The following is a 19,789-nucleotide window of genomic DNA, read 5'->3' as shown; positions in this document are numbered from 1 at the left end:
TAGTGGGCGGCATCACAATCTGGATTTGAGCTACTTAATCGCTCAAGCCAGCCAAGTTAAGATTTCATGGTTGACGCGCTCAGGATTGTCATCATGGGCGCAATGTCCTGCATTTTCTAAATAAACTAAAGAGGCATTGGGAGCATATTGGACTAAGCGTTTGCCTTCGGATGGAGGGATGAGGCGATCACGACTTCCCCACAAAATCAATAATGGAACCTGTAATTTGCTAAGGGCTTGTGTCAGGCTTGGTGAATAATTGGGCTGATTGAGACTGCGATTGAGGCGCACAAAGGCTTCAGCAGCTTGGCGATCGCGTGCTGGTTTGGCAATAATTTCTACTAGTTGATCATCAACGCGATCGCGATCGCAATAGACAATTCCTTTTAACACGAAGCGAATCATCCAAGGTTGACGGAATAGATAAAAGAGTGGTTTTACGAAAATGGCATTAACGATCGCTTTGACTGCACGTTCTAATGGCTGTAGCCATTTCGGAACTAAGGCTTTAAAAGCTTCGATATCAGGCAGACTGATAGTGACGACTCCTGCGGCGATTTCGGGATGATGACTGGCGGCAATTGCGGCGACGAGAGCACCAATTGAGTTACCAATAATGATCATGGGTACGCCCACAAATTTTTGCCAAAAGCTCAACACCTGTTCTACCCACAAATAGATAGAATAGTCAGTCGGTGGTTTCTCGGATGCGCCAAATCCCAATAGGTCAATGGCATAGACGGTATGCTCTGCCGCGAGGGCGGGAATGTTATCGCGCCATTGATCCATTGCTGCACCAAATCCATGAATTAATAGAATTGGGGGCTTGTTAGCATCGACATTCTGCGATCGCCTTACGCCATAATGCGATCGCCATCCTCTAAATTCCCAATCGCCATATTCTAGCCCTATAGTTCTATTCATTATTACCAATAATTCCTAATCAAATCCATAATAAAGGCTCGCTTAGGGAATTGATGAGAAAAAAGATACCACCGAGTTTGTACGGCTTCGACTTCGCTCAGCCAACGTTGGCTGAGCGAAGTCGAAGCCGTAGGTACTTTAATTAATCGCAAGTCCCTTAGCGAGCCTTTATTGTTTAAACATCCTTGGCGCGAACTAGGCGACCGTCACTGGTAACGTGCAATCCACATTCTTGATTGCTCATTTCCCACCACCAACGACCAGCACGCAGATCCTCACCTGCTTGAATGGCTCTGGTACAGGGCGCACAGCCAATGCTTGGGAAGTTCTGATCATGGAGAGCGTTGTAGGGAACGTCATTGGCGCGAATGTAATCCCAAACCTGTTCATTTGTCCAATCGATCAATGGATTGATTTTGGCAATATTGCGATCGCCATCTAGTTCAACGGTTTCCATCGTGGAACGGTTCGCAGTTTGGTCACGACGTAGTCCTGTAATCCAAGCATCTAGACCCTTTGTTGCCCGACCAAGTGGCTCGACCTTGCGAATGAAGCAGCATTGCTTGCGATTTTCCACGCTGTCATAAAACAGATTAATGCCCTTAGCACTTACCATCTGCTCCACTGCTTCCGCTTGAGGGAACATGATGCGAAGTTGCAATTGGGGATATTTTTGTTGAACTTTGGCGATTACGTCATAGGTTTCGCTATTGAGTCGCCCTGTATCGAGGGTGAAGACATGGGCATCGGGCTTGATTTTGGCGATCATGTCAATCAAGGTGACATCTTCGGCTCCGAAGCTAGATGCGAGGGAGATATTTTTGTAGTTGCCGAGTGCCCATGTGAGGACTTCTTGAGGAGTTTTGCCCTTGAGCTGTGCGGCGGCGGTGTCAATGTCTGTTTGTAGGGTCATTATTGGCTGGGTGAATCTTGTCTTCAAAATATAATGTTATTATGGCTTGTACTCAAGTTGGGAAATTACGACTATTACGGATAACTACAGGGTTTTATGCTGAGTTGAAACCCAGAGAAATTTTTAAAAGCGCTGCAATGCCGTGCTTTCAAAATTCAGGTAATTCTAAAGTTTGTGAATTCTAGGGCGTATATTGATGTAGTACCTAGCAATGCAGATTTTAAAAATCAAGCAAACTAAATCTGGGACGTTGCGGCTGGAGAACAATAGTTATGGAAGAGTTATTAGAACTTAGGGAATTGCTGGTAGGTGGCAACATCTCTGACGCGTTGCTGTTGGTGGAGGAGATGACGGAGATGAGCAAGGATGACAAAAGGAAATTATTGCGAACCTTCAGAACTACGCGAGACCATAGAAGAAGCCTATGAGATTGCCATAGATGCTGCTGCGAGTGAGGCTTTTGAGGGTAGATATGAGGCAGATGAGTTGGGAGCAATGGTTGATCGCGAAGCAATTATCAATCAAGCGATCGCTTTAGTTTCTGGTAGTAATCCCATAAGCGATCGCCCAATTCCTTAGATTTCCTATAGCTGAGATAAAATCAAAATATTGGTAAATCATTGGTGTAAATATGGAACCAGTTTCTCTGCTTGTGGGGTTGTTAGTAATTGTAGGAACAGGCTCGTTAACCAAGGTTGGTGAAAATATTACTGATGAGACGGTGAAACTGGCGCGATCTCTTTGGTCTGTTCTCAGTCGTAAAGCTCCAAATACACAGACGGTAAAAGCGATTAGTGCGGGTGAGGATTTTGATGCGGGACAAGCGGTAATCGATGTGGAGGCGATCGCGGATGATCCTGAAGTGACAAAGTTATTGGATCAGGTGCGATCGCTTTTGACAAGTAACAAGGAACTAGCAGCGAAGGTTGAGACTTTGCAAGCACAACTGAGTCAGTCAAAATCTCAGAATCCTAATAAGTTAGCCGAAAAAATTGGTATTGTGGTTCAGAGTGGCGGCAAGGCAGATATTACAACGTTCAATATGTAGGTGATCGCTATGCTCGAAGCTCAAGATTTACGACCTTTGCTCAAGGAGTTGCTGCGGGAAATGTTTACGCAGGAGCGCGATATGTTAGCTGAGTTGATTTATGAGGTTATGGAGGATGTAGCGATGGCTATGGCGATCGCTGAGGGTAAGGATAGCGAAAATGTGGGACGGGGTGAAATTTTTGCATTACTAGAAGGCTAACTATGACCAATAAACGAACAGGGCTGGAGCATGTGAATGTTGGAGGAGACGCTGATATCAATGTTTCCCAAGAGATTCATCATGAGCCAAATAAGGTTGCTGACAAGGTGGGGATTGTTGCTCAGGCAGAGAGTGTTGTAAATATTGAAAATTTCAACCAAATTATTCAGGAGGCGAAGCGGGCGGGGAGCTTGATTAATTTGCCGCAGAGTAATGTGACTTTTTTTGCGGGACGGGATGATGACCTGCAAGAAGTGCATAAACTTTTGCAGCAAAATCATAGGGTGGCGGTGGCGGCTTTTGTCAAAGGCATGGGTGGGATCGGTAAGTCGGAACTGGCGCTGCAATATGGGCTGCGGCATTTGCAAGACTATGGTGGCGGGATCTTTTGGTTACGGGCAAATGAGGGGAACTTGCCAACGCAGTTACAGGATTTTGTGGTGGTGCAGCTTGGGGAAAAGATGCCCGATGGGTTGGATAGTGGTGAGAAGTTGGCGGGGTATTGCTGGGCGCGGCTAGGGAAATCTCTGAAGGGGCAGATGTTGGTGATTTTGGATGATGTGAAGGACTATGCAAAGGTGGAGCCGTTTTTGCCGCCCCTTGATGGCAATTTTCGGGTGTTGGCAACGACAAGGCTGGGGTTGGGGAATGCGATGCAGCAATATACTTTGGATGTGTTGGAGTTGGCGGCGGCGGTGGATTTGTTGAGGTCGTTTTTGCCTGAAGCCGATCCGCGTCGGGGTAGTGAAGCGGAAATTGAGCAGCTTTGTGAGTGGTTGGGGCGGTTGCCTTTGGCGATCGAGTTGGTGGGGCGGTATTTGGCAAGGAAACCTGATCTGTCGATCGCGAAGATGCAGGAGCGCCTAGAAATGAAGAAGTTACAGCAGGATGCGCTGACAGATAAGCAAAGACGGGCTTTGACAGAGATGACTGCAAAGCTAAATGTGATCGCGGCGTTTGATTTGAGTTGGCAAGACCTATCGGAGGGAGCGCAACGGCTCGGCTGCTTGCTGTCGTTGTTTGCGCTTGCGCCGATTGATTGGCGGTGGGTTATGGATGCGATGGGTGAGGATGAGGAGGACTTAGAGGCTTGGCGTGATGATGAGTTATTAAATCTGCATTTGTTGGAACGGACGGGAGAAGGGGAATATGCACTGCATCAACTTTTGCGAGAATATTTTCAATTTCAATTACAACAACATCCCCAATGGCAAGCCCTGCGGCAACAGGTGGCGGTATCGCTGCTGAATATTTCTAAGGGCATCGGACAAACAATCACCATTGATCAAGTCAAAGAAATTGCACCTACAATTCCCCATTTAGAGATCCTCGGACGGGAACTGTTGGAGCATATTCCTAATCCTGCAGAGGATTTAGTTTGGGCATTTTTGGGAATTGCTTCCTATTACAGAGGTCAAGGACTATATGCTCTGTCAATTCCACCTTTGGAAACCTGTCTCAAGGAAACGGAATCACGCTTAGGAGCAGACCATCTCGATGTCGCCACCAGTCTCAACAATCTCGCAGAACTTTACGATTCGCAAGGGAAGTACAGCGAAGCCGAACCACTCTATGTGCGATCGCTCTCGATCAAAGAAAAGCAACTAGGAGCAGACCATCCCTCTGTCGCCACCAGTCTCAACAATCTCGCAGGACTTTACTATTCGCAAGGGAAGTACAGCGAAGCCGAACCGCTCTTGCTGCGATCGCTCGAAATCGATAAACGCATCTATGGAGAAGACCATCCCGAAATTGCAACCGATCTCAACAATCTCGCAGAACTTTACCGATCGCAAGGGAAGTACAGCGAAGCTGAACCACTCTATGTGCGATCGCTTTCGATCATGGAAAAGCAATTAGGAGCAGACCATCCCTATGTTGCTTCCAGTCTCAACAATCTCGCAAGCCTTTACGAATCGCAAGGGAAGTACAGCGAAGCCGAACCTCTCTATTTGCGATCGCTCTCGATCAAAGAAAAGCAACTAGGAGCAGACCATCCCTCTGTCGCCAACAGTCTCAACAATCTCGCAGGACTTTACGAATCGCAAGGGAAGTACAGCGAAGCCGAACCTCTCTTTCTGCGATCCTTAGAAATTTTCATAAAAGTTCTTGGACAAGATCATCCCCATACCCAAACAGTCATGGTCTCTCTCATGATGTTGCGATTACAAATATCTACAGGTATGAGTTCCGAAGCATTACAACAAATGATTGCCAATAATCCTGATGATATAATGCAACTACTGCAAGCCATGAATCCTAACTCATAAGCCAAGAAATAGGAAAAATCAGATGTATCAAGTTACCGTTGATTATGCCAAACAGAACCTTGATGAACTATGCGATCTTGCCACCAAAGAAACTGAGGGCGTGGGTATCCTGCATCGCGATCGGGTTTATCGATTGATTACCCAAGAGGAATGGGAATCATTAATGGAAACAGCCATGCTCATGCAAGTTCCCGATCTGCTTCAGCAAGTAGAAATAGCTAGACAAGAATATCAAGCAGGAGAAACATTCAGTATGGAGCAGATTTTCGGATGAAATCTTATCGAATTGTTTTCTCAAAGCAAGCCAAAAAAGATATTGACGAACTCACTCCCAAACAAAAAGCAAAACTGCAAGACATATTACAAAACGTTATTCTGCCTAATCCCTACATTGGCAAACCCTTAAAAGGCGATCTAAAGGGACTCTATTCCTATCGATTGAGTCTCAAAGATCGCATTGTCTACGAAATTTATAATGAAGACTTAGTAATTCTCATCATCAGAGCAAAAACTCATTACGGGGAATGAGATATCTTGAATCGGCGATCTCGCAGGACTTTACGAATCGCAAGGGAAGTACAGCGAAGCCGAACCTCTTTATTCTTATAACAACTCTCCTGTTTCTTGTAAAGAATGTAAGCGGTGATAGATGCCACCTTGAGCGAGAAGCTGCTGATGGGAGCCGATTTCGACGATCGCACCTTTATCTAAGACGACAATTTTATCGGCTTCACGCACGGTGCTAAGACGGTGAGCAATCACAATTGTGGTGCGGATTCCCTGAATGCGCCGCATGGCAAGTTGAATTGATCGCTCAGATTCGTAATCAAGGCTAGAAGTGGCTTCATCAAAGACGAGAATATCGGGATTGACTAGCAAAGCTCTAGCAATGCCCAATCTTTGACGTTGACCACCAGAGAGTCGCACACCCCGTTCCCCGACGATGGTGTTATAGCCCCTTGGTAGTAAATGGAGAAATTCATCAACACTAGCGATCGCACAGGCTTCTTGCACTTGGGCAAAAGTTGCCGTAGGATTTCCATACATGAGATTATCCATCAAGGTTCCATTAAAGATATCCACCTCTTGATGGACGATCGCTAGACGTTTACGATAGCCCGTGATATCGAGTTCGGTGATATTTGTTCCATCAATCAAGATACCGCCACTTGATGGCTCGAAATAACGGAACAGCAATTTAACTAAGGTGGATTTGCCAGAACCTGATTTCCCTACTAGAGCAACGGTTTCGTAGGGTTCGATGATGAATTGGATTTTTTCGAGAACAGGGCGATCGCGATCGTATCCAAAGGTGAGATTGCGGAATTCGACTTTGCCTGCAAAGCGATATTGGGGATATTTGGTGTTGGGGTATAGCGCGATCGCGGCATCTTGTCCATTGGCTTGTTTCATGAACTCATGGAAGCGCAACATTGAGGAATAGCGACGGGCAAAGACTTCGGCAAGTAAACAAATCGGTTTGATTTCCGAATAAGCCATACTTGCCAAGGTGGAAATGGTGATGAAGTGTCCGATGGACATCTTGCCACCAAAGGTAGCGAATAGGGCGGCTCCAAATACGACAAATTGGCAAGCTTCCAGTACCGTATCGCGCACCATGCCTAATTTTACATAGCCAATGTGAATGCCCCAGAGAGAGACTTTGGCTTCCCGTTCGAGACGTTCGCTTTGGCGTTTATATTCCTTTGCTTCATTGGCAAAAGCCTTGACGGTCTTGATGCTGGTAATAATTTCGGAAGTGCGACTTTCAGTATTCTCTTGATAGATGTCGAGGTTTTCTTCCGTTTTGACTAATCCCTTCAGTTTTTGCAAACTTCCTAATAGCACCAAAATAAATGACACTAAAAAGAATGCTGAGATCCACCATGCGATCGCACAGATGATCACAAAAATTCCGAGGATTCGCACGACTTTAGGAATCAATTGCCCTGCGATTTCGGGATATGACCACATGTGATTGGCTAAACCTCGCGCTACACGTCCTGCAATCCTGCCCGCATTATTCTCATCGTAAAACTCGATGGGCAGAGTCAAAATTTTGGCGATCGCTTTTTGAGTCTGATCGCGGCGCGATTTAAGGGCAATTTCCCAATGAAAGTTATTGGCAATCCAGACCTGAATCGGTGCGCGTAAAACCGTCACCACAAAAATTAAGCCTGATAACATAATTAATGCTGTGGTGGGATTCGGAGACTGTCCAAAAATACTCGCCATGGCGATGACAAGGCTATTGATTTCAGGATCGAGAGATCGCCCTGATAACACATTCAGGATTTGCCCAACGGTATAGGGAACGGCGAGGTCGATGATTTCAAATAGACTAGAACCTGTAATGCTCCAGATTGCCGTGTTGCGATAGCGTTTAAAATAACGGACAATGTCCCAAAAGTTAGCGGTCATGCTCATTCAAAGAAATTAATTGGCGATCGAAGAACTGTTGCTGAAACAGGATTTCATTGGCAGCTTGGATAAACTGTTTAGTGATAGTTGATGATTGCGTCGATGATTGTGTTGATAAATGATCGGCGGCAACAGAACTGATGCTTATTTGAGGATCATCTAGTTGATCATTACTTTCATTATGAACGATCTCCACAACATAGCCATATTGTCGCAATTCCTCAAAGCCAAGCTGCAAGACACTTTGATCTTCGATGCCTAATTTAGCAATTAATTGCGATCGCTTAATCTCTTTGCCTGTACGACTAAGGTATTTAGCGATACCCACAAGGGTTTGCCATGCGATCGCGCCGTTAATCTTTTCAGGATTGGGATAAACTAGCGCTAGGGCTTGATCGGATTGCGCCGCTTGCTCGATGAGCATGTTTAAATCATGCCAACTCGTAGGACAGCGATCACAGATTGTAGCTTCTAATTCTTGTTCTAATTGCCCATGCCCACGCAGGTCGATGATTTTCAGATTGGGATTGTGCTTTTTGATGGAGTTTGATGCAAGCGTAGATTCCTCGGACTTTAGTGGGGCGCTTTGAGCATAGATATCCAATAAACGTACATCATAACGTTTGCGAAAAGCGTTATCCACTAGCTCAATCACCACATCACAGGCGGTATCTGGCAACTCATAGCTATAATGTCCCCACCAATCTCCATGAATTTGATTGCCTTGGCGATCGCTTAAGGTAAATTCGGTTTTGATATATTCAACTTTTTGTCCTTTATGAGTGCGAATATTAGCATTGGATATATCGACAAACTCACAGTTCCGCACTAGTAACTTCGGCGTAGGGTTGCCCATGCCAAAGGGCTCTAACTGCTTGAATTCATTAAATAAATCCTTATTTAAATCCGCAATTTTTACTTCCAAATCAATAGTTATCGCCTTGCTTTGTAACTGTCCATATTGGCTCCAAAAGCGCTGATCGATCGCCTCAGCAAGTACTTGTAAATTCTCCAGTGCAAAGCTCAAACCACCTGCGAGGGGATGACCTCCAAAGCTCAGCAATAAATGCTCTTGTCCCTTCAGTAGTTCATAGAGATTGATTCCTTCTAGCGATCGCGCACTGCCTTTAGCGATACCATCCTCAACCGTACAGAGAATCGTCGGGCGACCATATTCCGCAACCACTTGACCTGCGACTAATCCCAAAACTCCCACCGACCATTGGGGATCGGCAAGAATAATAATTCCCGTTGTTGATAAATCAAGTTGTTCAATTTTTCCTTGTACCTGCTTAAATACCCTCTTTTGCAAAGCTTTGCGCTGGGTATTTGCCAATTCCGTTTGATCGATTAAAGACTTGCAAACCTTCTCATCACGGGTGGTGAGCAGTTCCACACATTTGCGGACATCGCCCCAGATGCGGCTGACGGCATTAATTCGTGGCGCAATGCCAAAGCTGATATCAATCGGGCGATCGCCAACGCGCTTACATTGTTCTAGGAGCATCCGTACACCGAGGCGTTTCTTTTGTCGCAAGACCTCAATTCCCTTTTGGGCAAGATAGCGACAATCGCCTGTCAATTGCACTAAATCCGCAACTAGCCCGATCGCCACTAAATCTAATAAATCCTCTAGGGGCTGTTGGGGAATTTCAGGCAGTGTTTCATAGAGTGCTTCCATTAATTTATAGGCAACCGCCACACCTGACAAATGGAACAAGGGATGCTCACTATTTAAATAACGCGGATTGATAATTGCGACGACATGGGGACGTTCATCGTGCAAAGTGTGATGATCGGTGACAATCACATCAATTCCTAGTTCGTTAGCGTAATTAATTGCCTCTAAACTAGTGCTGCCCGTATCACAGGTAATAATTAAATTGACAGATTTTCCTATGGATTCACATTGCGATTGCAGATCATCTAATCCCCTGATCGAGATGCCATGAGATTCCTTGAGACGATCGGGGATATAAAAAACTAAGCGATCACCTTGTGTAAAAAACTGCCCTAATCCTTCCCATAATACCGATGTCGCCGTAATCCCATCCGCATCAAAATCTCCCCAAATCGCGATCGTTTCACCTTGTTCATAGGCTTTTTGAATTCTGGCGATCGCCTGTTGCATCTCAGGAAAAGCAAAAGCACTCGTCGGTTGATAGGCTTCCGTATATAAAAATGCGTCTACTTGCTCAGGCTCAAATATGCCTCTTTGCGAAAGTAACCGTGCCGCAAATTTGCCAACTTTAGCAACTAACCAAGTTGGTGGTTCAACGGTTTCTAAAATATGCCAATTGGTTGGTGACATGTCTATTCCAATAGTTTTTTCTCCCCAAATAACACAAATGTATGAACTATTTGTAGACTTAGCTCAATGGTAGTCTTGATAACTTGCCACCATTCAAGATGATGGCGATTAATTTTTTTGTGATCGCTTAGGTTTAGACGATTTAGGTATCTTGGTTTTTTGGGAAAGCTTTTTTAGTTTTTCGACTTGTTTGAGGGTGAGTCCTGTAAATTGGGCAACTAATTCTACGGAAATATTGGAAAGCAACATATTTGTGGCAATTTGATTAGCAGTTTCAGCTTTGCCTTCAGCCTTACCTTGGAGTAAAATCTCTTGATAAATTACTGATTCTTTCATAATCTCACTCCTCAAAAGTCTTTGGATGATTTCTTTATTCAGGGCTATACCTGATATTATAGCGGTCGAGGCAGCTACGTTACTTTGCTAGAAACTTACAGATATTATCAATCATGGTGGGATTTTTTTTAGCAGCTTAAGATTTGAGCACGGACTTCTTGAAGGATTTTGCCTAACATATTTTTGCCAGAACCATTTGCTCCACAACCCCAGTAATAATCACCTGAGGCGTTTTCTACAATTTCCTGATCGCCTGTGGAAATCAACAGCGATCTGAGTTGTGGATGCGTCTGAAACTTCTTAAGAACTGCCCGCCGCATTACATCATCTTTGATTTCTTCCCAATCATCTCTGAGGGGAACATCACGACTTCTTCCTAAATTAGCAGCAGTTTTAGGATCAGGTGCGAGACGGATTTTTTCTTGATAGGCTTTGTCTAAAAATTTTTGGGCTTGAAAATAATGTTCAGTCGTGCGCCACCATTGTCCATCTAGCTCAACTCCAAAGGGTGCGAAGTTAGAGAACTCCGAGTAGGCTTGATTTTGGCTATAGAAATAGATTGTCATGACTATAAGAGAATGGGTTAGATGGAACCTTACAGGGCAAAGTTACTGTAAAACGACTTCCCTTATTTACAGTACTATTGGCTGAGACCTGACCTCCATGCAATTCTACAATTCTTTTCACAAAAATTAAGCCTAAACCCATACCACTAGTTCTGCTGCCTTGATTATTAATTTGGCTAAAGGGTTGAAATAATTGCTCCATGGCTGTAGGAGCAATCCCCACACCTGTATCAGTTATGGTAATCTGAATTGATGATGTATCCTCTAGTTGTGCCTGTTGAGATAGATTTACCTCAAACTTAATATGACCTTTGTTGGGCGTAAATTTGATGGCATTTTTGAGTAGATGGATTAAAACTTGGAAGATACGTCGTTCATCTAACATGAGATAGGGAAGGTGCTCTGAAATCTTAACTTCAAGCTGAAGATCTTTACGGATTAGTTCAGGTTGAATATATTCTAAAGCTGTGCGACAGGTTGGGGTAATCGGCGATAAGTCGAATTGTAATTTGAGCTTACCTGCCTCTAACATTGACAGATCAAGAATATTGTTAATCATGTACAGTAAATGATTGCCACTATCATTAATCACCTGCAATGCCTCTATTTGCTCAGCATTGACTGCACCCATCATTTCTTTCTTTAAGCATTCTGAGAAGCCTAAAATTGCATTAATTGGATTGCGTATTTCATTACTAATAATTGATAGAAATTGATGCTTAATATATTCATTGCTATTCTGCTTTCTATAGGTGTAAGTTGATAGTGCTATAGTAATAGAAGAGAGAAGTTGTTCTCTCCGAAATGGTTTGACTACATATCCCGCAGGATTAGTTGATTGTGCGCGTTTTAAAGTTTCTGTATCTGAAAAAGCAGTGAGGTAAATGATAGGACTGTCATAAAAAGATTGTAAAAATTGGGCTACATCAATGCCATCGATTTCTCCTTTGATGCGAATATCGAGCAGAACTAGATCGGGAGAATGTTCAATGATATGTTTGAGGGCAGTCAGTCCATCGGATGCGATCGCACAAACTATATATCCTTCATCTTGCAGTATATTGGCAATATCTCGTGCAACTAATCTTTCATCTTCAACAATTACTACTTTAATACTCATAATTGTTCTCTTCCTTGCAGGAACATATCTGCTAGTAACTGAATAAAATAGGAAGTCAGCATTTTAAAAAGTAGATCTTAGTAAAATTGTGAATATACCGAAGAATATAATTATGATACCTATAGGTGAAAATGTATAGGTACAAATTCTATGCCATAGATTTCATTTAATGACTGGTGTTACGTGGAACTCAGGGTATAAATTTCTTGCTACTAGCAGCAGGGCAACCACGGGGGATTGACCCTTGTATCTACCTGAAATTTAATTTGGGCTGTGCCCCCGTGCCAGCCCCGATCCTTCAACATCGAAGGAATTCCTTCCATGTAACATCAGTGATTAATAAATAACGTCAGTTCGGGTTAAGCTAGCAAATTTTAAAAATCCAAAAGTAAAAGCCTTACATAGCAAGGCTTTTACTTTTGGGATTTGAGAGAGGGTTTGCGGAGCAAACCCTCTCTCAAATCCCGTTTCAAATTATCCCGAACTCACGTTAAATAATAACTAAGCATAAATAACCACAATACCCAGATTGTGATGCTGCCAGCATCACAATCTGGTGTAGGATAATTTTGGGGAGAGGGTTTGCTACGTTATTAAGTAGGCTGTATAGGGAATGCGATTTGAAAAACTGAGCCTGTATTGCCACTATATTGCAGTTCTCCCTCTAGTTGTTCAGTGAGACTATGGACTAGCTGCATTCCTAGACTATCTGTATTTTCTAAATCAAAGTCTGATGGTATCCCGATGCCACTGTCAGAGACCTTTAAATGGCAATGGTTATCTGTACATATTAATTGAATATTGATTTCACCATTGCCTGAGGGAAAAGCGTGTTTTAATGAATTAGAGACTAATTCATTGATAATCAGTCCGAGGGGAATGGATTGATCTAAAGGTAGGAAAATATTGTTTACTTCTAGATTACATTCTATGCTTGCCGAACTATTGCCATAGCACTGAAAGAGATTAGTTGTTAAATCAGTGAGGTAGTCACAGAAGTTAATGTTCTCTAGATCATCATTGCGATGTAGTTGAGCATGGATGAGAGCCATCGATTGGATGCGATTTTGATATTCTTCGATCAGGATTTTTAGCTCAGGGCTAGTTTTGCGAAACTGCATTCTCAGTAAGCTAGACATGACCTGTAGATTGTTTTTGACGCGGTGATGGACTTCCTTGAGGAGTACCTTTTTTTGATGTAGTTCATTAGCGAGTTGTACATAGAGTTTTTCCTTGTCTGCCAGTTCAGTTTGTACCTGTTGATATAGAAAGGCTTGTTGCAAGGCGATCCCTAATTGGTTACTAATTTGCTGTACGAGCGAAATCTCAATTGTCTCCCAATGGCGAGGGGATGAACATTGATGGATGCAGATCATACCCCATAAAGTATTGCCATTGAGCAGAGGTACGGCTAAATTGGCTTGAATCTGCAATCCTTTCAAAATATTGATGTGGTATTCCGAAAGATCAGAATTATAGATATCATGGAATGCTATAAAGGAGCCTTGACGGCAAGCCTGAGTAAATTTGGCACAGAAATAGTGATCATCCATTGTAAATTGGAGAAGTGATTGATATCCTTCAATTATGGATTCAGCAATAAACTTGCCACTGGTTGTATGGGAATGGGGATCATCAAATTTAAAGATAACTACACGATCCGCATGGAAAAATTGACGGATTTCAAGGGTTGCGGTATCAAAAATCTTGTTAAGATCGAGTGACTGCCTTATCCTTTGCATAATTTCGCGCATTAAGGCTTCTCTGTCAGCTTGTTGCCGTACTAGTTGTTCTGCACGTTGCCGATCGCGTAATTCTAGTTGTAGCTGCTCATATAAACTTGCCTGTTGAATAGCGATCGCAAGTTGACTAGATAACTGTTTCATTAAATCTATTTCCCACTCTTGCCACTGATGAGGGCGATCGCATTGATGAACAATTAGTAATCCCCATAGTCGCTTATCTTGAATAATTGGTACAGCTAACTTGGCTCTGACCTTAAGTTCATTTAAGAAATCCACGAGGCAGTCTAAAATAGGCTCATTGTCGCGATCATTGAGGATATAAATTCGTCCGTTTAAATATTGTTCGTGGATCTCCTGTGGAAATACTTCCTCACTGTAGGTATTACTCAGTACAGATGGATAGCTCGGTGATACAGATTCTGCGATCGCTGCCCCAGTACCATTGGCAAATATTTGGTAAACTAAGACGCGATCAGATTTTAAAACTTGATGGATTTCTGCAACCGTTGTATTGAGAATTTCTTTAAGATTAAGCGACGAGCGAATATGTTGCGAAATGCTTGCTAGTAGCTTTTGTTGATCGGCTTGCTGAAGTACTCGGAGTTCCGCAGTTTTACGCGCAGTAATATCTAAAACGATGCCATGACGGGCAATTGCACCATTTCTTCGATCCATGAAAATGCTATCTTGATCAATCTTTTCAGGTAAAGAACTAACTTGTAGCCATTTGATTTTGCCTGAAGGAGTAATAATGCGCCATTCATGGGTAAAAGCAGTCATTGTTGCTACACTATAGTTAGCTGCTGCCGCAAAGTCTGCACGGTCATCGGGATGATGCTGCTCATCAAGCCATTTAGGATCTTGGAGTACTTGCTCGGCGGTAACTTCACAGATTTTTTCGATTCCCGAACTAATATATTCAAAATAATGCGAGCCATCTGGTGCTTGGATCGCGGTATATATGAACCCCGGTAGAGATAGAGCGATTCTTTCAAATCTTCTTTCACTTTGTTTGAGCCGTTCTTCTGTTAGCTTATAATCACTAATATCTCGAACTAGCAGTAAGACTTCATTTTCTGTGTAGGGAACAATTCTGACTTCTTCAAATTGGATTCTATCGTTGACGGAAAAATTTTGTTCGTAAACCTGAATAGAATTTGTTTCTAAGGCTTTGTGAATATAGTTAATGCGTTGTTGTGCTAAATCATGGGATAAAATTTGAAAGATACTCATTCCTACCATCTCGGTAACTTTGCCAAGGATATAGAACTTAGGGCTAGCCAGAAATTCTAGATAAACACCTTCACGGTTAATCCGCATGATTAAGTCGGGAATTGCGCTAATTAATGCTCTTTGATGAGCTTCACTTCTTTGTAAAGCTTCTTCAGCGCGTTTGCGATCGGTAATGTCTTGGGCTGCACCAATTGTCAGTAAAACCTGTCCATCTGCATCACGACTAAACACCGAATCGCGACTATATAGCCAACGCCACTCACCATTTGCATGTCTAATGCGATATTCAATATCAGTGACTTCCCCATCAACAGCATTATTCAAGATCGCTAAGTTAGCTGAGAATTTTGCCAAGTCTTCTGGATGCACAAGATTTGGTAGAAAATTGGCTTCCATGGATTGAACTTCTTGTGGCTTGTATCCGAGAATGGAATAGATGGACTGATTGGCATAAACATTAATATGCTTTTGCACATTGTAGAGATAAATAATATTCGGTGATGAATCAGTGATGCGCTGAATAAATTTTTGATTTTCCCTTAGGGTTTGTTCGGCTTTTTGGCGATCGCTTAATTCTTGTTGAAGCTTTTGATAGAGAACCTGCTCGCGATGTAGCTGCTGCTGTAATTTAATCTCACTATGATTGCGCTCAATAGCAATGCCTGCGGCATAGGCAGTATTTCTAACTATTTTAATTTCTTCGGTGGAGGGGTGGGATGCATCGCGATAGTAAAGGATAAAAAATCCTAGAACTTTCTTTGCATCACGGGCAGGAATAGAATTAATCCACAAGTTAGTGAATCCGTAGGATTGCAATAAATACTGATAGGTTTGCAAATGATGATTTGTAATATCTCTGACATTTATACTTTTGCCTCGCAAGGTGTTCCCAAAAATGTTGGTAATTTCCTTTAAGGCAATACCATCAATAGCATGACTGAACTCATTAGGTAAATTTGGTGCAGCAATACATTGAAGGCAATCTTGAGGATCAATGCTGATGATTGAACAAAACGTATTGTTAATTTGAAAATCAATTAATTGTGATAAGAGGTTCAAGGTTTCCTCAAGAGGGTCGCCCATAGCGATACAGCCGAGACAACGATTCTGGATCTCTAGTAAGGTTTCGGAGTGACTATATTTATTTTTTTCGATCTTTAATTTCTGTTCTAAAAATAATTGTTGATTTTTTACTTTCTGATTGCTGAGATGTTGTGGATCTTGCTCAGATAAATTCTTGGTAAGTATAAAATTTTGCAGTTTAGTGTTTGTAGTCGAGAGTTCTTGTTTTAGCTGAAATTGAGCGATCGCATTGCGTAGGGTAGTGCCGAGTAATTCTGGGGTGAGCGTTTCTTTCACTAGATAGTCTTGATAGTCTGTACTTACAAGACTTAATGCCTCTTCATGACTGCGTTCTACTAAGATAACAATGGGAACTTGGTAGTTGTGGAACTGATGCAAAATTGAGTTGCGATTGTTATCACTTAATTCCCAATCCCATAAAATACAATTTGGTAATTCTTGCTGAATAGAAACTAATGCTTCCTTTGGTGACTTGCATAGCTGAATTCTGTATTTCTCTTGGCGATATTCTAAGCAAACAGTTCTTTCAGTTTTAACTAAATTTAAATTCTTGAAACTATTATGATTGCTTGTAGATAGAATTCTATGCTCAGAGATTGCCATGACGTATTCAGTTTAATCTTTAGAAGACAAGGAAATATCATGATGTCATTATAGTAATAAATATAATAAAATATCCATAGAATTCATAGAGAATTACTGAGTCTGTAGTTCTAATTAACTAACTACAAAAAAATGGTAGAAGAATTACATCAGGTTGGGGATATTGTTGGCGATCGCTACGAGATTACTTCAGTATTAGGTCGTGGTGGGATGGCGACTACCTATGCAGCCGAGGATCGCCTACATCATCAATCTGTGGCGATGAAAGTTTTATCTTTGCGGCAAGCTAGCCAATGGAAGGTAATTGAATTATTTGAACGGGAGGCGAAAGTTTTAGCGAATCTTGATCATCCGCAAATCCCGAAATATCTCGATTATTTTCATGTTGATATGGAGAGCGATCGCCGCTTTTATCTGGTGCAGGAATTAATCGAGGGTGAGTCCTTAGCGCAAATTGTCCAGCAGGGCAAGAGAATGGCGGAGGATGAGGTACAGGAAATTGCTAAGCAAATTTTGCATGTATTGTGTTATTTGCACGAACTCGCGCCGCCCGTTGTCCATCGAGATATTAAGCCCCAGAACTTGATTAGACGTACTAATGGCGCGATCGCTCTTGTAGACTTTGGCGCAGTCCAAGATCTGTATCGGCATACGATCGCAGGTGGTAGTACCTTTGTGGGAACCTATGGCTATATGGCTCCTGAGCAATTTCGGGGGCAGGCGGACTGTGCCTCGGATGTGTATGGGCTAGGAGCGACCTTGCTATTTCTCTTAACACATCGATCGTCATCGGAACTACCCCAAGCCCGTATGAAAATCGATGTGCGCGCTTGTACGCAGATCTCGCCCGTCTTTGCAGATTGGCTCACAAGAGCGATCGAACCTGTAATGGAAGATCGCTTTAGTTCTGCCCGCATTGCCCTAGATGCTTTGGAATCGAAGAGTTCTAGCTACCAAGGGAATAGCTATATTGACTCATTAAAAGCATCGGGAGAAATTGAAAAAGCCCGAAAACTCAAGCCTCTAGACACAAGGATTCAGTATGAAAGAACTAGCGATCGCCTCACATTTAAAATTCCTAGTCTTGGTTATCGTCCTCTGACATGGGTATTTGGGGTGTTGGCAGGAGCTATTTATTGGGGCTTAGATAAATTTATTCTGCCTTACTTGAATGCTTGGGGACTGGTTTCGCAAATTGCCTTGGGGGCTGTGGCATTTGTGATTGGGTTAATGGCATTGATGTGCGCCTTACTTTTTGTGTATGCCTTAGTTGGTAATGTCTTGATTGAAATGGATCGCCAAACTTTTCGGATTGCATGGCATTTATTCGGTATGCGGATTGGTCGTGAGCGTGGCTATAACTCAGAAATTACTCGCATTGGCATTGAAGAGATTGTGTCAGAAGATGGTCAAAAAAATACTCATTATGCAATCTGGCGAGGAGAAATTAAACATCGTTTTGATTCAATTCTGATGGAAAAAGAGGAAATGGATTGGATATTAGGTGAAATTTTGGATTTCCTTGGGCAAGCTTAATTAATCTCGTCAAAACCTTATGAGTATTCACTTTGATGGATCTTAAAAATCTCTATAGGCTAGTTCATACTTTCGTAGGATGGTGATATGTAGGTATAAGAATTAGACTCTTTTTCAAAGATTTGGATTGCAAAATCAGTGTGTAACAACTGATGGAGGTCATGTTATGAATACCCAAGAAGCGACCATAGAAGTATTACAGAATCGGATTAAATATCTGGAAGCTCACCTCCATCTGGCTTTACAGGTTTTGGGTGAGATGGAAAATGATTTACAAGATTTTTCTATATATGCAGAAGCGCAAGGTCAGATTAGCGATCGCGCGATCGATGTAGTACCTACGAGCGAGGTTAAACTACCTACATTTCTCAATTCACGGACTTGGAAGCATAATCATCCTGAGATGATGAATTTGCATGATTCGCGTGATCGTTCATTAGAGCGCCTAGTTGTTAATGCTTCTTAAGCAAGAAAAATCGATATAAAGTATTGATGCTTATTACTTAATTGGCGATCGCACCATAATCAGAAACCCAAGGATCTAGCTGAAATTCTTCGGCTAAAAACTTGATAAAGCAACTTATTTTCGCGGGATAGAAACGACTGCGACGATAGACAGCATAGATAGGAAGGGGGATGGGTTGATAGTCTTGCAAAACCACCTTGAGATCACCTTGGTAAATCTCATCTCCAAACATCCACACTGGAGCGATCGCAATTCCTAAACCTGATAAAACGGCAGCTCGAATCGCTACAGAGCTATTAGTTTGAAAGCTGCCGCCCACACAGACTTTAATCATGTCGCCATTACCTTGAAAATGCCACTCATTACCAGTGGATAGACGAGTATAGACAATGCAATTGTGGTGAACTAAATCTTCGGGGGTTTTCGGTTCTCCTAACTGCTCAAAATACTTCGTCGTTGCGACGGCGACACGGCGAGTAGTGCCAATGCGATGACTAATGAGAGAGTTATCAGAATGATTACCAATACGGATAATTAAATCCAATCCCTCCTCCACAATATTCACAAAATTGTCTGTCATCATCAAATCAATTTTGATGTCAGGATAGCGCCTCATAAAAGCTTGTAAGCGAGGAACAATCTGCATCTGCCCAAAGAGTACCGAACAACCAAGATGCAAAATACCTGTAGCTTTTTCTTTACCTGTGAGACTTGCCTCAGCTTCAGCGACGGTTTCTAAAATTTGCTGACAGTAGTGATAGTACTTTTTGCCTTCGTCAGTCAGACTCAAACTGGTCGTAGAGCGGATGATTAATTGGACTCCGAGATGCTTTTCCAGAGCTGCGATTTGTTTACTAATTGTCGGTTGCGTTGTCTGTTGTTCCCGCGCTACTGCTGAGAAACTATTCATTTCGATCGCTCGGACAAAGCTCTGCATACAAGCAATACGATCCATAGCTTATTCCAAAATGGCATATAACATATTCTAGTTTGCCTTCTTCTCAAACAAATTG

General features: G+C 42.6%; 16 protein-coding genes and 1 pseudogene. 8 read left to right on the top strand and 9 right to left on the bottom strand.

Translation table 11 applies throughout. From position 1 onward, the window contains the following. Positions 1-42: 42 nt before the first annotated feature. On the bottom strand, positions 43-924 hold the full coding sequence (locus HC246_RS09495; protein WP_169363174.1) for an alpha/beta fold hydrolase: 882 nt from the start codon (positions 922-924) through the stop codon (positions 43-45). Positions 925-1,099: 175 nt separating this feature from the next. After that, a complete protein-coding gene (locus HC246_RS09490; protein WP_169363173.1) occupies positions 1,100-1,837 on the bottom strand; it encodes a phosphoadenylyl-sulfate reductase in 738 nt (245 codons plus the stop codon). Between the two features lie 272 nt (positions 1,838-2,109). On the opposite strand from HC246_RS09490, the pseudogene HC246_RS09485 reads away from it, so the two are divergent. From HC246_RS09485 to HC246_RS09460, 6 genes and pseudogenes are all read left to right on the top strand, one after another. After that, positions 2,110-2,416: pseudogene (locus HC246_RS09485) on the top strand (hypothetical protein). Positions 2,417-2,468: 52 nt separating this feature from the next. Next, on the top strand, positions 2,469-2,885 hold the full coding sequence (locus HC246_RS09480; protein WP_169363172.1) for a hypothetical protein: 417 nt from the start codon (positions 2,469-2,471) through the stop codon (positions 2,883-2,885). 9 nt (positions 2,886-2,894) lie between these two features. Further along, a complete protein-coding gene (locus HC246_RS09475; protein ID WP_169363171.1) occupies positions 2,895-3,086 on the top strand; it encodes a hypothetical protein in 192 nt (63 codons plus the stop codon). Positions 3,087-3,088: 2 nt separating this feature from the next. Beyond that, entirely contained in the window at positions 3,089-5,356 is a 2,268-nt protein-coding gene (locus tag HC246_RS09470; protein WP_169363170.1) for a tetratricopeptide repeat protein, read from the top strand. 22 nt (positions 5,357-5,378) lie between these two features. Continuing rightward, complete coding sequence (locus tag HC246_RS09465) at positions 5,379-5,630, top strand: type II toxin-antitoxin system Phd/YefM family antitoxin (RefSeq protein ID WP_169363169.1); 252 nt, start codon at positions 5,379-5,381, stop codon at positions 5,628-5,630. Continuing rightward, positions 5,627-5,884, top strand: a complete 258-nt coding sequence (locus HC246_RS09460) for a type II toxin-antitoxin system mRNA interferase toxin, RelE/StbE family (RefSeq protein WP_169363168.1) — start codon at positions 5,627-5,629, stop codon at positions 5,882-5,884. The genes HC246_RS09465 and HC246_RS09460 overlap by 4 nt, the downstream gene beginning before the upstream one ends. A gap of 75 nt (positions 5,885-5,959) precedes the next feature. Here the strand turns inward: HC246_RS09460 and HC246_RS09455 are convergent, their stop codons facing one another. From HC246_RS09455 to HC246_RS09430, 6 genes are all read right to left on the bottom strand, one after another. Further along, a complete protein-coding gene (locus HC246_RS09455) occupies positions 5,960-7,777 on the bottom strand; it encodes an ABC transporter ATP-binding protein (RefSeq protein WP_169363167.1) in 1,818 nt (605 codons plus the stop codon). Beyond that, on the bottom strand, positions 7,767-10,088 hold the full coding sequence (gene recJ, locus HC246_RS09450) for a single-stranded-DNA-specific exonuclease RecJ (protein WP_169363166.1): 2,322 nt from the start codon (positions 10,086-10,088) through the stop codon (positions 7,767-7,769). The genes HC246_RS09455 and recJ overlap by 11 nt, the downstream gene beginning before the upstream one ends. 108 nt (positions 10,089-10,196) lie before the next feature. Then, positions 10,197-10,424, bottom strand: coding sequence for a ribbon-helix-helix domain-containing protein (locus HC246_RS09445; RefSeq protein ID WP_211167663.1), 228 nt, complete (start codon positions 10,422-10,424; stop codon positions 10,197-10,199). A 128-nt stretch (positions 10,425-10,552) separates the two neighbouring features. Further along, positions 10,553-10,990: an NADAR family protein gene (locus HC246_RS09440; protein WP_169363165.1), complete on the bottom strand. Its 438-nt coding sequence runs from the start codon at positions 10,988-10,990 to the stop codon at positions 10,553-10,555. Then, complete coding sequence (locus HC246_RS09435) at positions 10,971-12,110, bottom strand: ATP-binding response regulator (protein WP_169363164.1); 1,140 nt, start codon at positions 12,108-12,110, stop codon at positions 10,971-10,973. The genes HC246_RS09440 and HC246_RS09435 overlap by 20 nt, the downstream gene beginning before the upstream one ends. Positions 12,111-12,703: 593 nt before the next feature. Further along, a complete protein-coding gene (locus HC246_RS09430; RefSeq protein WP_169363163.1) occupies positions 12,704-16,774 on the bottom strand; it encodes a GAF domain-containing protein in 4,071 nt (1,356 codons plus the stop codon). A gap of 132 nt (positions 16,775-16,906) precedes the next feature. On the opposite strand from HC246_RS09430, the gene HC246_RS09425 reads away from it, so the two are divergent. Both HC246_RS09425 and HC246_RS09420 read left to right on the top strand, forming a co-directional pair. Continuing rightward, positions 16,907-18,310: a serine/threonine protein kinase gene (locus tag HC246_RS09425; RefSeq protein WP_169363162.1), complete on the top strand. Its 1,404-nt coding sequence runs from the start codon at positions 16,907-16,909 to the stop codon at positions 18,308-18,310. 166 nt (positions 18,311-18,476) lie between these two features. Next, a complete protein-coding gene (locus tag HC246_RS09420; protein ID WP_169363161.1) occupies positions 18,477-18,776 on the top strand; it encodes a hypothetical protein in 300 nt (99 codons plus the stop codon). Between the two features lie 37 nt (positions 18,777-18,813). Here the strand turns inward: HC246_RS09420 and HC246_RS09415 are convergent, their stop codons facing one another. Continuing rightward, entirely contained in the window at positions 18,814-19,731 is a 918-nt protein-coding gene (locus HC246_RS09415; RefSeq protein WP_169363160.1) for a LysR family transcriptional regulator, read from the bottom strand. Positions 19,732-19,789: the final 58 nt, after the last annotated feature.

The sequence above is a fragment of the Pseudanabaena yagii GIHE-NHR1 genome, from assembly GCF_012863495.1.
In the GTDB taxonomy this organism is placed as follows: Bacteria; Cyanobacteriota; Cyanobacteriia; order Pseudanabaenales; family Pseudanabaenaceae; genus Pseudanabaena; species Pseudanabaena yagii.
This window is presented reverse-complemented; position numbering and strand designations above follow the sequence as displayed.